Origin of the sequence: Mediterranea sp. ET5 (assembly GCF_023337025.1) — a bacterium.
Taxonomy (GTDB): Bacteria; Bacteroidota; Bacteroidia; order Bacteroidales; family Bacteroidaceae; genus Phocaeicola_A.
Genome location: NZ_JAMBLN010000013.1, coordinates 73,383 through 86,894, shown reverse-complemented (window position 1 = coordinate 86,894; position 13,512 = coordinate 73,383). Strand labels below are relative to the sequence as shown.

General features: G+C 49.8%; 13 protein-coding genes. 11 read left to right on the top strand and 2 right to left on the bottom strand.

Annotation, left to right across the window (positions count from 1 at the left end; all coding sequences use genetic code 11):
• Positions 1 to 8: 8 nt before the first annotated feature.
• Positions 9 to 563, bottom strand: coding sequence for a protein adenylyltransferase Fic (fic, locus tag M3087_RS09240; RefSeq protein WP_249095199.1), 555 nt, complete (start codon positions 561 to 563; stop codon positions 9 to 11).
• 891 nt (positions 564 to 1,454) lie between these two features.
• Here fic and M3087_RS09235 point away from each other — a divergent pair.
• The 11 genes from M3087_RS09235 to M3087_RS09185 all read left to right on the top strand — a co-directional run bounded on the left by M3087_RS09235 (position 1,455) and on the right by M3087_RS09185 (position 11,646).
• Positions 1,455 to 1,793, top strand: a complete 339-nt coding sequence (locus M3087_RS09235) for a hypothetical protein (protein WP_249095198.1) — start codon at positions 1,455 to 1,457, stop codon at positions 1,791 to 1,793.
• A 149-nt stretch (positions 1,794 to 1,942) separates the two neighbouring features.
• The gene (locus M3087_RS09230) at positions 1,943 to 2,164 is read left to right on the top strand and encodes a DUF3791 domain-containing protein (protein WP_022383698.1); all 222 of its coding nucleotides are present in this window, start codon (positions 1,943 to 1,945) and stop codon (positions 2,162 to 2,164) included.
• A 9-nt stretch (positions 2,165 to 2,173) separates the two neighbouring features.
• Positions 2,174 to 2,404: a hypothetical protein gene (locus M3087_RS09225; protein WP_249095196.1), complete on the top strand. Its 231-nt coding sequence runs from the start codon at positions 2,174 to 2,176 to the stop codon at positions 2,402 to 2,404.
• 167 nt (positions 2,405 to 2,571) lie between these two features.
• Positions 2,572 to 3,120, top strand: coding sequence for an STM3941 family protein (locus M3087_RS09220; protein ID WP_249095194.1), 549 nt, complete (start codon positions 2,572 to 2,574; stop codon positions 3,118 to 3,120).
• Positions 3,121 to 3,499: 379 nt separating this feature from the next.
• Positions 3,500 to 4,249, top strand: a complete 750-nt coding sequence (locus M3087_RS09215) for an Abi family protein (protein ID WP_249095193.1) — start codon at positions 3,500 to 3,502, stop codon at positions 4,247 to 4,249.
• A 382-nt stretch (positions 4,250 to 4,631) separates the two neighbouring features.
• Positions 4,632 to 5,360 carry a type III pantothenate kinase gene (locus M3087_RS09210; RefSeq protein WP_022383702.1) on the top strand — a complete coding sequence of 243 codons (729 nt, stop codon included), beginning with the start codon at positions 4,632 to 4,634 and terminating at the stop codon, positions 5,358 to 5,360.
• Positions 5,347 to 6,684: a hypothetical protein gene (locus tag M3087_RS09205; RefSeq protein ID WP_249095190.1), complete on the top strand. Its 1,338-nt coding sequence runs from the start codon at positions 5,347 to 5,349 to the stop codon at positions 6,682 to 6,684. The genes M3087_RS09210 and M3087_RS09205 overlap by 14 nt, the downstream gene beginning before the upstream one ends.
• 15 nt (positions 6,685 to 6,699) lie before the next feature.
• Positions 6,700 to 7,461 (top strand): hypothetical protein, encoded by a 762-nt coding sequence (locus tag M3087_RS09200; RefSeq protein ID WP_249095188.1) that lies wholly within the window; start codon positions 6,700 to 6,702, stop codon positions 7,459 to 7,461.
• 26 nt (positions 7,462 to 7,487) lie between these two features.
• Positions 7,488 to 8,111, top strand: a complete 624-nt coding sequence (lptC, locus tag M3087_RS09195; protein WP_410796988.1) for an LPS export ABC transporter periplasmic protein LptC — start codon at positions 7,488 to 7,490, stop codon at positions 8,109 to 8,111.
• A gap of 6 nt (positions 8,112 to 8,117) precedes the next feature.
• Positions 8,118 to 9,380 carry a hemolysin family protein gene (locus M3087_RS09190; RefSeq protein ID WP_249095184.1) on the top strand — a complete coding sequence of 421 codons (1,263 nt, stop codon included), beginning with the start codon at positions 8,118 to 8,120 and terminating at the stop codon, positions 9,378 to 9,380.
• A 169-nt stretch (positions 9,381 to 9,549) separates the two neighbouring features.
• Positions 9,550 to 11,646 carry a peptidylprolyl isomerase gene (locus M3087_RS09185; RefSeq protein WP_249095182.1) on the top strand — a complete coding sequence of 699 codons (2,097 nt, stop codon included), beginning with the start codon at positions 9,550 to 9,552 and terminating at the stop codon, positions 11,644 to 11,646.
• A 121-nt stretch (positions 11,647 to 11,767) separates the two neighbouring features.
• Here M3087_RS09185 and M3087_RS09180 read toward each other — a convergent pair whose 3' ends face one another.
• Positions 11,768 to 13,348 (bottom strand): hypothetical protein, encoded by a 1,581-nt coding sequence (locus M3087_RS09180; RefSeq protein WP_249095180.1) that lies wholly within the window; start codon positions 13,346 to 13,348, stop codon positions 11,768 to 11,770.
• Positions 13,349 to 13,512 lie beyond the last annotated feature (164 nt).

Sequence of the window (13,512 nt, the reverse complement as noted above, 5' to 3'; positions counted from 1 at the left end):
TTAAAAGTTCATTTTTCCTTCTCATACCCCTCATAATAATAGCTCTGCTCAATACCCTGGAATATCACTTCACGGTTCTCCGTGTCAGAAGTCAGGTTCTGCGAGAGCAGATAGCGTATTTCGAGATCGTTTATTGGAGAACGCTCCATAGCCGAGAGATATTGGTCCTTGTCCACATACTGCCAGTTGACGACTTTGCCGAGTGAGCGTTTCAGCATCATGTCCAGCCAGATACGCATGGAACGTCCGTTGCCTTCCATGAAAGGATGACATACGTTCATCTCGACATATTTCCCGATAATCTGCTCAAAGGTGTCTTCGGGCAGCTTCTCTACTGCCGCGAGAGCCGCCTTGAGATAGAGCGAATTGGCAAAGCGGAAACCTCCTTTGGCAATATTCTTGTCCCGGATAATGCCGGCAAAAGGATATAAACCGTCAAACAGATAGCGGTGTATCTGCTGGAGTCCTGCCGTCGTACCAACCGGTATCGTGTTTATATCGCCTGATTCAAAAAGGCGATGTGCCTTTGTCAAAGACTGTTCGTCTATTTCTTTTGTTGTCATACGGGTGTCACTTACCTGGCTCTTCCTTGATGGGAACAAGCAGTTTGCCTTTGTTTATCGTTTTATTTGAAGACAAAGGTAACGATAAAAGATTAATAGTAAAACTCGTTTTGCGTATCTGCACAGACACGGCAGCCCCCATCGGGACAGAACAGGCAACAACCCCTCTCCTCACCCATTGACAATCTGATAGGCAAACAAGCCGTTTCCCTGACACAATTTCCCGATTCGTCGTTTTCAGCTAACGCGTACTTTTGAAAAACTCCTCCTTCCAGCGGGCAAAAGCTAAATCCGATTAACAGGAAACTCCTACAACGCCTATTCGTTTCATATTTATTAACCCCCAACACATCTTTTTCATGCGCGAAACAATATTGTTTGAGCTTCCAAACACAAGTGTTTGACTCGTGAAACAATATTGTTTGACCGATGAAACAATATTGTTTCGTCCGTCGATGTAAAGAAAAGAGAACAGCAAAGAAAAATTCCAGACATCTGCGTTCCAGAAGAAGCGCGGACGCTTCATTTTTAGAACTATTATTTTGCACAGTTTATTCATCTCTGCTTTGACAGTACACCTTCCCAAGCACCACAAATACCTCAAAAACAACATCCGACAGCCCTATTTTCAAGCAAAGTGTATTTTGCAAATCGCTTGAGAAAGCCATTTTCACGCACAAACTCGCCGTCGGGTGCAACGAAGGGCATTCTCAGGCGATTCGTTTGACGTTTTGACACTTTGTCATTTCATCCATTGACAGGAGAAAACCGGAAGACCTGCAATCGCTTCAGGCATCGAAAACTGTTTGTCGTCCATCATCGAAAATATATTCGTAAATCATTGATTTATAAAATAAATATATATACCTTGCAGACGTCAAAAAGTAGAGAATGAGAAAAATCATAACACATATCATCTATTTGCTTTTCCTCACCGTCACACCGGCTATGGGACAAGTCGTCGAAGGAATCGTACTGAACTCGACAGATTCAACAGCCATCGAGCATGTTTTCGTACGGATAGAGGGAGGCGACAGTCCGTTTGCCCTTACAGATAAAAATGGACACTTCAGATTGGACAGCATTTCATGGAAAAGCAATTCCAGACTTTCCTTTAGCCACGTCTCCTTCAAACCTCTCCACGTAGCACTCCAGAAAACAAATGGTTCATACTATATGGAGCCCAGACGTGAGTTCGGGATAATAGTAAAACAAAGTCAATTGTTTTGATTGCTCGATTGTGTATCCTCATGCTGCCGAACAGCGAGACTTGCGTCCATTCATCTCCATAAGAATACAGATTGCAATTTCCCAAGTAAAACATTTGGAGATTCGATAATTCCTGGTTATTTTTGCAATAGACTAAACATCAGCCATCTATGTCAAGAGACAAGTATAACATGTTGCAATACACCGTAGCCTTGGTGTCGGAGTTCTCCGCGCATTTTGGCATCAGTCAGCAGCAGGCACTCAACTACCTTGTGCGCTTCAAGGGGTTGGCGCATCTGGAGGAGTTCTACAATATCCTGCATACACATTCTTTCAACGACAGCATCGACGCACTCGCAAAGGTTTGCAGAAATAACGGAGGGCGGCTATGATAACGCTCTATGAAACTGACCCGCCCACAAATAGAATCGATGCAGGAAGACATGACATCCGACCTGCTTACCCTGCTGATGGAAGACCGTGGAATGACGATGGAAGCTGCTATGAATCTGTTATACAATTCGGATACTTTCGAGCGACTGCTAGACCCTCGAAGCGGATTGTACTATCAATCTTCCGGCTATGTGCTGGACAGCCTCGACAATGAACTGACAACAGGAAAAAGTAAATGATAGTTTTTGAGGAATAAGGGCTGTGTCGAGGTTGCCTAAGGTATACAGAACAGACTCTACTTGTCTGCGCTTGACTGTAGTGTAGTAAGTAATTCTCAAAAATACTTCGTAATATTGCAGACTCGGGGTGACAGCTCGACAACAGAGACCAAAATAAATCACCATTTATGATAGAAACTGAGCAAACGAAGATGACGGAGATACGGATTTATCAATGCTTGTGGAAAAACATGCTTTTGGTCGTCCTCTGTTTTACTCTTGCAGCAGGTGGGTACCAGACGATTCAAAAAATGCATGCAGGTTGGGTTACGAAAGTGTTTGGCGGTTGGTTGGGTATACTATTCTTCGGTGGTGGCGGATTGTTTCTCTTTCTCCAGACACTCTATAACCGGATTCGCCATATTCCGCTTTTGATAATCCATGAAGACAGAGTGGATTTCTACAGTCAGTTGAAGGGCACTTATCACACGATCCATTTTGCTGATGTGAAGCGTTTCCGATTAATTAGAATTTACAGTACAAAACTGATAGCCGTGGACCATAAGGCAAAGCCCTTGACGCATAAGTTGAAGACATCACCCGGTCTTGTACAGCGTGTAATGGCATTCAATCTCAAGGTGGCTGGCTCAATCGAAAGCTTTCCTGCCTATAATCTGACCATGAAAGGAAAAGAGATCTGTGAACTGTTAAATGGACGCTTGAATAAAAGTGCATGAAGATACCTCATATTTGATGTGTCAATACGACATGTAAAATAAGGCATCTGTTATTTATCAATGTCCGATGCCGTAGTCAAACATAAACAGGTTAAAGAAATTTGCTTTCATGCGTTTTTTTCCTGGAAAGTTTGTACCATCAATAGTTATTCGTACCTTTGTCGCAACAGAATCCGCCACGCTTCCCATTTGAACAGCGAACCAGGGCGGGTCTTTTGCTTTTTATGGGTACACTAAAATTATATACTAAACAGGCCCTTTCTATTTCGGAACAAATAGAACTACTAAAAAGTAGAGGCTTACATATAACTGATTCATTCAAGGCACAAAATTCCTTGGGGAAGTAAGTTATTTTCGTATCATTCAGTACCTTCGTCCTATGGAGGCCGACAAAACAACACATCAATTCAAGCCTGCCAGCCGATTTGAAGATGCCGTAGCTCTCTATAACTTTGATATAGAGTTGAGAGATTTGATGTTCAAGGCAATCCAGCGATTAGAGATTGCCTTACGCACAAAGATCATACAAGAGTTTTCTTTGGAGCATGGTCCGTTTTGGTTCTTTGATACAAACCTTGCTGACGATGAACATAAGTTTATTGAGAATATGAACTCCATAGACAGAGAACTTCAGCGTAGCAAGGAAGACTTTATTAAAGAGCATAGGCTCAACTATAATAAACCGATTTTTCCTCCTGCATGGAAAACACTCGAATTGGCATCGTTCGGAACACTATCAAAACTCTATTACAATTTCAGTAACAAAAAGTTAAAAAAGCGTGTTGCTCGTCAGTTCAATCTTCCACAGCATGAGGTGTTAGAAAGTTGGATGCGTAGCGTCACCGTTCTGAGAAATTATTGCGCGCACCACTCACGACTTTGGAACCGCTATCTTTCTAACGCGCCACAAATAAATGCCTCTTTGCGTGGTGCGTGGGTGAATATAGAAGGCGTCGACGCAAACAAAGTATATGCTATAGCTTGCTGTATTGCATATTGGCTTGATTCCATGGGATATGGATTGGACTTCAAAAATAAGCTAAAGTCCTTGTTGCTCTCTTATCCACAGGTGGATCCAACAGCAATGGGCTTTCCGGTAAATTGGAATTCCGAGCCTCTATGGAGATAACTTATGGACAAAAACAAGGTAATTCTGTCGGCGGTGAACATTCTTCACTACCGATAAGATTTCTTCTTAATTCTCTGGTAATCTAGGGAAAGCAGAAATTAAAGAAATTAAATCTCATTCTTTTCGTATTTATGCGTCCTCATGCCCAATTTGGGCTGTAAACATACCCCGGCACACCCTATGCACAAAATCTGCCCCAATACACGATTGGGATGAAAAGGTACAAGCTAACTCTCCGTAAATACACCACACTCGAAGTTGACAGCACGAAAAAATGACGAAATTATTGCAGACGGGATGTAGAAAAAAACGGCCATTTCTTCACACTCCCATAGATTTTCTATTACTTTGCAGCCTCAAATCAAGAAATGAGAAAATAAACGTGAACCTTATTATAGATATAGGAAACTCTGCTGCCAAGCTGGCTGTCTTTCATCAAAACGAGATGATAGACATGGTCTACGACACCAACCATGCGCTTGAAAAGCTGGACAATATCTGTGAGCGATATGCCATCCGCAAAGGAATCCTCTCGTCGGTCATACACATGAACGACATCATCAGCTCACAACTCAAACGACTGGATTTTCCCCTCCTCAAGCTGGACTACAAGACTCCCCTGCCCATCACCAACCTCTACCGGACACCCAAGACGCTCGGTTCAGACCGCATCGCAGCCGTCGTCGGTGCATACACTCGCTTTCCCGGAAGAGACATACTCGTGGTGGATGCCGGCACCGCACTGACGTATGAATTCATCGACCACAACGGATGCTATCACGGCGGCAACATCTCGCTGGGAAAATATACACGCATCAAGGCGCTGAGTGCCTATTGCGACAAACTGCCGGTCATCAACCCCGACGGCGACATCCCCGAATTCGGCTACAGCACCGAGACTGCCATCCGTGCCGGAGTCATACACGGCATTGAACTGGAGATTACGGGATACATCCTGCAGATGCAGAAGAAATATCCTGACCTTTTGGTTTTTTTAACCGGAGGCGATGAATTTTCTTTTGATACAAACCTAAAAAATATCATCTTTGCAGATAAATTTTTAGTTCTAAAAGGCTTAAACAGAATACTAGACTACAATGATAAGATGTGAAAAGATAATCTTTGCGCTGTTGTTCTTGATGATAGGAGGCGTTGCCCTGGCGCAAAACGGAGTAAACTCACCTTATACGCGATACGGTTTCGGACTACTCTCTGACCAGAGTACCACAGCCAACCGCGGTATGGGAGGCATATCCTACGGTCTGCGAAACAAACTCATCAACGTGGGAAATCCGGCATCCTATTCTGCCATCGACTCCATCACATTCCTGTTTGATGCCGGCATCAGTCTGCAAAACGCCAACTTCAGCAACGGCGACCTCAGCATGAATGCCAAGAACTCCAGCCTCGACTACATCGCCCTGCAATTCCGCCTGCGCAAGCACATCGGAATCACCGTGGGGCTTCTCCCTTTCTCAAACATCAACTACAGCTTCAGCAGCGACGGACGTGAGGTGCCCAACACCGACGGTGGACAGACCGGCACGAGCACGACCTCCTACGAGAGTTTCTCGGGCGACGGCGGACTGCATCAGGCATTCATCGGTGTCGGCGTGGAGCTGTTCAAGAACTTCTCCATCGGTGCCAACTTCTCCTACCTCTACGGAGACTACACGCACACCATCACCAACACCTACAGCAACAGCTCGGCATGGAGCAACGTCCGCAACTACCAGGCAGACATCAACAGCTACAAGCTGGACTTCGGTGTACAGTACTCGTTCAACCTGAAGGAGAAACATGCCCTCACGCTGGGCGCCACCTATTCGTTGGGACACGAAATAGGCAGCAGTGCCTACAAGATACAGCAGATGACCAGCTCGTCGACGGTGATGCAGCAACACATCGACACCATCGGCAGCGCGTTCGAACTGCCGCAGAAAATCGGTGTGGGTCTGACCTATGTCTATGACAACCGACTGACCATCGGCGCCGACTACAGCCTGCAACAGTGGAGCGGTGTGAAGTTCCCCCACTTCCAGACCCAGCAAAACAGCGAGTTCGATACCGGGAACAGCGAGAACGACTACGAACAGTGGAAGTTCAACAACCTCTCGCACATCTCTGTCGGAGCGGAATATGTGCCCAACCCTGTGGGACGAGGCTTCTTCCAGCGTTTGCGTTACCGTGTGGGAGCCTACTACTCCACCCCCTACATCCAGGTGAAGAACTCCGACATGCGCGAGTTCGGTGTGGAAGGCGGTGTGGCAATCCCCATCATGAACCACTACAACAACCGCTCGTTGCTGTCCATCACGGCACAATACATCAACGTCAGCCCGAAAGGCAGCAGCCTTATCAAGGAAAACTACCTGCGCATCAACATAGGATTCACCTTCAACGAAGACTGGTTCCGCAAGATGCTCGTACAATAAAACACAGAGAACACTATGCGACGCACGGCGCTCATCACCCTCGGTTTGTTGCTGTCGCTCCTGGTCCTCCCGGCTTTCGCCCAACAGAACACCGGCGGAAGTTCGCGGTTCGGTCATGGCAAAGACAGCATCAAGTGCCTTCTCAACGTGGGCATCATGAGGGAACATGTGCGCAAGGGTGAATACCGGAAGGCCTATACGCCGTGGAAGGAGGCATTCACACTCTCTCCCAGTTCGCAAGCCTGCCTCTACAGCGACGGGGTGAAAATCCTGCATGAACTGCTCCGGAACGAACGGAACACCAAACGTCACAGCCTGTATCTGGAAGAACTCATGCACCTCTACGACCAGGGTGTCGTATACCGGGACCAATTGCAACACTTCGTGCGGACCACCGTGCGCAAAGACCATCTGCTGGCAGCCAAAGCCTATGACTATGCCAACTATGCGGGCGACGCCCTCGACCTGCAGACGGCTTACCGGCTGGTACAGGAGGCTGTGGCAAGTGTGGAGGACACCCCCTCGTGCTACCTGCTGCTGACATGGATGGATGTCAACCTGAAAATCCTCCGGAACAACCCGACGTTCAAACCGACTTTCATCAACGATTATCATAAAGCTGTAAAGCTCATCCGGGAGAGTTCTGCCATCGCATGCGACATCAACCGTCCGATATGGGACGAGACACTAGCACGTGTGAACGAGACATTCCGCGCCGGCGGTGTGGATGATTATGAACCCATCGTACAGACGACCGGAGTCACCCTGCATCCCTGACCTTCTCTCCCCGACGTTCCCAATCAATGATTATGACGAAAACGACACATAGCACCCTTTTAAATAGCGGACTCTCCCTGGTGGCAGGCCTCGTGCTCGCCGCCTGTTTTTTTGCGGCATGCTCCAACGGCGAGAAGGCACTGGCTCCCGCCGTCAACGACTCCATCGTGCGTCCGATGATGACCAGCACAGGCGTTTCGACCCTCATCTCAGACTCCGGCGTCATCCGATACAAAATCATTGCCGAGCAATGGGATGTGTACGACAGGCTCGACACCAGCAAATGGGCGTTCGAGAAGGGTGTCTACCTGGAGAAATATGACAACCTGATGCGCATCGATGCCAAGGTAAAGGCAGACACCGCCTACTATTACGACAAGCTCAAGCTGTGGGACCTGCGCGGACATGTGGACATCATGAACATCAAAGGCGAGAAGTTCAACACCGAACAGCTGTTCTGGGACCAGGCGAAGGAGCAGGTCTACTCCGACCGCTTCATCCGTATCCAGCAGATAGACAAAATCCTGACGGGCTACGGCTTCACTTCCAACCAGCAGTTCACCGACTACATCATCCACAACACCGCCGGTATCTTCCCCGTGGAAGACGCTCCGCAAGACTCGGTGCGCACAGACTCCATCCATTCCTGACCGCTCATGTATACCATCTATCTCCATATCCTGACGGCAATGGTGTTCGCGGCATTCTTTTCCGGCGTAGAGACGGCGTTCGCCTCGGCCAGCAAGATGCGCTTTCAGCTCGACACACACAGACAGGGCCTCATCAGCAAGCTGCTTGCCTTGTACTACCGTCACCCTGACGACTTCGTCACGGCACTGCTCACCGGCTACAACCTCTCGCTGGTCGTCTACGGCATCCTTGTGGCACAAGCTGTCGAAAGCTGGCTGCCGGCGACGGTCACGGCATATCCCGGTATCCTCCTGCTCATCGAAATCGTGATAGCGGCATGTGTCATGCTCATCACCGGGGAGTTCCTTCCCAAGACAGTGTTCCGCATCAACCCCAACCGGACCATGACCGTCTTCGCCCTTCCGATGTTCCTGCTCTACGTGGTGCTCTATCCCCTAGCCAAGGTACTGTCGCTGCTCGGACGCGGACTGCTCCGGCTGACAGGTAACCGCATTGACCGGACGGCAACCCGCAACGCACTGGGCAAGACCGACCTCGACTATTTCATCCAGTCAAGCCTTCCGGCGAACGAAGATGAAGAGAATCTGGACCCGGAAGTGCGCATCTTCCAGAATGCACTCGACTTCTCGAACATCAAGATACGCGACTGCATCGTCCCCCGCACGGAGATACAGGCAGTCGACACCTCGACAAGTCTCGACGACCTCAAGCTGCACTTCATCGAGTCGGGACACTCGAAACTAATTGTCTACCAGGGGAACATCGACAACATCGTGGGTTACATCCATTCGTCGGAACTGTTCCGTCATCCCGAGGACTGGACCTCCCACGTCCGGCAGGTTCCCATCGTCCCCGAGACCATGGCAGCCCAGAAGCTGATGGAAATCTTCATGCAGCAGAAAAAGAGCCTGGCAGTGGTAGTCGACGAGTTCGGAGGCACATCGGGCATCGTCTCCCTGGAGGACCTGGTGGAAGAAATCTTCGGAGACATCGAGGACGAACACGACACGACTTCCTACATCGCCAAGCAGCTCAACGAGCAGGAATACATCCTCTCGGCACGCCTGGAGATTGAGAAAGTCAACGAGATGTTCGAGCTTTCCCTGCCTGAGGATGAAGACTATCTCACCATCGGCGGACTGATACTCCACGTCTACCAAAGCTTCCCCAAGCTCAACGAAACGGTCAACGTCGGGAAGTATCAGTTCAAAATCATCAAGCGGACAACAACCAAAATCGAACTGGTACGCCTGAAAGTCGTTGAGTAGCACAATTTTTTACGTATTTGATGGCTATGTATCGTCCTTTTTTGTATCTTCGTGCGCTAAATTAACAACCTTAAACCCGGGGTGTGCCCCTCGTCATGCCGTACGGGGAAAAGGTTCGTCCGACCATTGAACGGAAGCAAATGAATAATAAACAATAAAATAAAAGCAAATGGCAACATTACAAAAGATCAGAAGCAAAGGACCCCTGTTGGTCATTGTCATCGGCCTTGCACTCTTCGCCTTCATTGCCGGAGATGCTTGGAAGATTTTCCAGCCGCACCAGAATCAGCGTGATGCCGGTGTGGTAGACGGAGAGAAAATCTCCGCACAAGAGTTTCAGGACATGGTGGAAGAGTACACCCGCGTACAAGAACTCTTGACAAACAACCATATCTCAGACGACGCGCTGACCCAGATACGCGACGGGGTATGGCAATCCTACGTGACCTACAAACTCATCGAAACGGAAGCCGACAAACTGGGTCTGACCGTTACCGATGATGAAATCAAGCAGATGCTTCAGGACGGTACCAGCCCCTTGCTCAACAGCACCCCGTTCGTCAACCCGCAGACCGGCATGTTCGACAAAGGCATCATGGAGGCTTTTGCCACACAAGGCAATCCCGAACAGGTGTCACTCATCATGAACTTCGTCGAGAAGAACCTGAAGCAGAGCCTGCTCGTCAGCAAATACCAGGCACTGGTCATGAAGTCCCTCATCTCCAACCCTGTTTCGGCACAAATGTCGTTCGACGGACGTGTCAATGAGACGGACCTCCAGCTTGCCATCCTCCCCTACTCTTCGATTGCTGACTCGACCATCAACATCTCTGACTCTGAAATCAAGGAGTTGTATAACCAGAAGAAGGAGCAGTTCAGAAACCTCGCCGAGACCCGCAACATCCAGTACATCGACTACGTGGTTACTCCGAGCGAGAGCGACCGCAAGGCTACGGAAGCTGAAGTGACCGAAAGCAGCAACGAACTGGCAAAAGCCGCTGCCAACGAATATTCTTCCATCGTACGTTCCTCGAAGTCAACGGTTCCTTTCACGGACGTGCTTCTGAGCAAGCGTGCATTCCCCACCGACGTTGCCAACCGCCTGGATTCCGCATCGGTCGGTGAAGTCTATGGTCCCTACTACAGCCAGACGGACGACTCCTACAATACCTTCAAAATCCTCAGCAAGCAGGCTGCTCCCGACTCTGTGGAGTTCCGCCAGCTGCAAGTTGTGGGTGCTACCATCGATGCCACCAAGAAGTTGGCTGACAGCATCACGACCGCGCTGAAGAACGGTGCAGACTTTGCAGAACTCGCCAAGAAGTACAACCAGACCGGCGAATCGCAATGGATCAGCTCGCAGATGTATGAAGGACAGATGCTCGACCTCAACACGACCAAACTCATCAATGCCCTGAACACACTCGGCGTAAATGGAGTGGAGAACATCGACCTCGGACAGTTCAACGCCGTAGTTCAGGTGGTCAACCGCAAAGCCATGACTGACAAATACAAGGTGGCTGTCGTGAAAGTTCCCGTGAAGTTCAGCAACGAGACCTACAACGAGGCTTACAACAAAATCAACCAGTTCCTTGCCGGCAACCAGGATTACGATGACTTCGTGAAGAATGCCGAAGACAATGGCTACCGTCTGTTGAGCCGTGAAGGCTTCAGAAGCGATGAACATGTCGTAGGCGGTGTTCCGGGAAGTACGGAAGCACTGCGCTGGGTATTCGATGCCGACAAGCACTCTGTTTCCCCGCTGTACAACTGCGGACGTGAGAACGAACACCTCATGGTCGTTGCACTCTCCGGTGTGAACAAGGCAGGCTACCTCCCCGTGTCACAGGTACAGGGCGAGCTGCGTGCTGAAATCATGCGCGACAAGAAGGCGGAGCAACTCACCGCGAAACTGGCGTCCGTAAAGACCTTTGATGAAGCCAAGGCTATCGCCGACATCCGCACCGACTCTGTGAAACACGTATCGTTCGCTGCTCCGGCATTCGTATCCATCACACGCAGCAACGAACCGACCTTGGGCGCAGCTGCTGCCAAAGTGGCTGTAGGTCAGCTCAGCAAACCGGTGAAGGGCAATGGCGGTGTCTACATCTTCCAACCCTACAACAAGACCAAGCTGGAAGAGACCTATGACGAGAAGAGCGAAGCCAACTCACTGGCAACCATGAACCAGAACATGGCAAGCCGCTTCATCAACGACCTCTATCAGAAAGCTGACGTGAAAGACCTCCGTTACCGGTTCTTCTAACCGATTCCGGAACGCACATAGTACACAAAAAAACTCCCCGGTGCAACGCGCATCGGGGAGTTTTTTTGTGTGTGCTGCGGAAAGAGACAGCCTTTCAAATCAGATGAACCACGGACCGGTATCAACGTACAGGATCCGTAGTCAACACAATCGTGTATTTCTTGTTCGGTTCGAAGCCGGGCTTATAGACCAGAAGGAAATTCTCGTCGACTGCCGCCTGCCAGTTCTGACCTTCAGCCAGACGCGGATTGCGCAGACGTTTCGGGAAGAAGAAGCTGAAAGGCAGTTCGCCTACGTGCTGTGAACGGAAATCCGAACCACGCAGACGCTCTTCGCTGTAGTTGGGACCGGTCTTGATGGTCACCACACACTCCTCGGACTTCACCTTGCAACTCACTTCATAGTCGTTCGGATTGGGTTGTTCTGCCAGACGGACGTCCCAGGCAGGGTCGCCATAGAGTGCCACGACATCACGGTCATAGAAGAACCCGAAGGCATCGGTCGTAATCTTTCCACCGTTCATCTTTGCCACTGCCGCATATTCACGCTCCACATGCATCGGGTCATCGCCGGCAAAGGGGAACGGTTTGTTCACCAAGTCGGGAGCCATCTGACGGAGCTGGAACATCATGTCCTGCTGGTTGAGGTAGAACGCCTCCGGAATAGTATAACGTCCGGGATTGTTCATGAAGTAGCACAAGCCGCCCCACCCGTTCCGTCCGTACCAGGTTTCCACGACATAACCTCCGGCAAGCATACCCACGTGTGCACTGTTCATGAAGGCGACCGCCATGCTGTTCTTCGTATTGTCGATGTTACCCATGAGGCAGTTACCTACCGGAAGATAAACACGTGTCTTGCCCGACTCCGTGAGGTCCGTCGGTGCATCGGGAAAGTCGGCATAGAGCTTGCCGTCACGACACATCAGGTTACCGCTGGAGAAAGGCATCTCCAGATTCTTCTCCGTGGCATGCGATGCCGTGATAATCACATCGGGGTCATACTTTGCATAGTAGTCGCAGAACCGCTTCAGCAAGTTCGGCTTGCTCACCGAGAAGTCTTTCGGCAGACGGAGTTGCTTGCCGGACTCCTGCGCCTTGCGTATCATGTCGCGGAACATGCGGTTATCGATGCTGTCGGTTACCAGGGTCTCGGTGAGCTTCGTCTGTCCCTTCTCACGCTCACCCACCAGACCGGGACGCGCATCAGAAATATAAGCAAAGCTGTCGAACCAATGTCCGTCGCCCAATACACTCACCGTGCTCAGTGCTGTCCGGAGCACTTTCGGCTCTTCCGTATCGTTCACCAGACGTAACGCCGCCTGTGCGTCATATCCCGTAATAATGCCACACAGGAAGTCAGCATAGATGTCATCGTCCACTTCCCGGCTCATGCGGTTGAGGTCGACCACAAAGTCACGCCCGATCTGTTCGGGTTTCTCCACCACTGCCACGTAGCGCGGATTGTACCAGCGCAAGTTGCCCAGAGCCTCACGGGGCGACTCTTTGTAATAGCAGACTTCCGCCCCCTTGTGTTTCTTTTTCAAAGCCTCGATGACGTCTCTCCACTCCGGGTCATTTGACACACGGTAGGAAGCCACAATTACATACTCAGGACGCCGGGGCGCCTCATACGCCTGCACCTGTACGGGGAAATTCAACCCACTGCCCAACAAGAGGGCGCACAATAGCCATTTCTTCATGTACATCATAAATGTTTATTAATTCATTAGTCGGCTCCCGCATGCTCACGGTTCGGTTGGCAAGTTAACGGGCACATGCGGAGCTTTCCTTCTTCAGACCCCGATAGCATCAGAATCCGAAGAGATTGATTGGAGTTAAAATGTGCGACAAATATACGGATATT

Bases quoted from the DNA above. Each gene is read 5' to 3' on its own strand.
- fic (WP_249095199.1), bottom strand. From the start codon at position 563: ATGACAACAAAAGAAATAGACGAACAGTCTTTGACAAAGGCACATCGC.
- lptC (WP_410796988.1), top strand. From the start codon at position 7,488: ATGATTATGACGAAAACGACACATAGCACCCTTTTAAATAGCGGACTC.
- M3087_RS09200 (WP_249095188.1), top strand. From the start codon at position 6,700: ATGCGACGCACGGCGCTCATCACCCTCGGTTTGTTGCTGTCGCTCCTG.
- M3087_RS09185 (WP_249095182.1), top strand. From the start codon at position 9,550: ATGGCAACATTACAAAAGATCAGAAGCAAAGGACCCCTGTTGGTCATT.
- M3087_RS09225 (WP_249095196.1), top strand. From the start codon at position 2,174: ATGAAACTGACCCGCCCACAAATAGAATCGATGCAGGAAGACATGACA.
- M3087_RS09235 (WP_249095198.1), top strand. From the start codon at position 1,455: ATGAGAAAAATCATAACACATATCATCTATTTGCTTTTCCTCACCGTC.
- M3087_RS09180 (WP_249095180.1), bottom strand. From the start codon at position 13,348: ATGAAGAAATGGCTATTGTGCGCCCTCTTGTTGGGCAGTGGGTTGAAT.
- M3087_RS09215 (WP_249095193.1), top strand. From the start codon at position 3,500: ATGGAGGCCGACAAAACAACACATCAATTCAAGCCTGCCAGCCGATTT.
- M3087_RS09220 (WP_249095194.1), top strand. From the start codon at position 2,572: ATGATAGAAACTGAGCAAACGAAGATGACGGAGATACGGATTTATCAA.
- M3087_RS09190 (WP_249095184.1), top strand. From the start codon at position 8,118: ATGTATACCATCTATCTCCATATCCTGACGGCAATGGTGTTCGCGGCA.
- M3087_RS09230 (WP_022383698.1), top strand. From the start codon at position 1,943: ATGTCAAGAGACAAGTATAACATGTTGCAATACACCGTAGCCTTGGTG.
- M3087_RS09205 (WP_249095190.1), top strand. From the start codon at position 5,347: ATGATAAGATGTGAAAAGATAATCTTTGCGCTGTTGTTCTTGATGATA.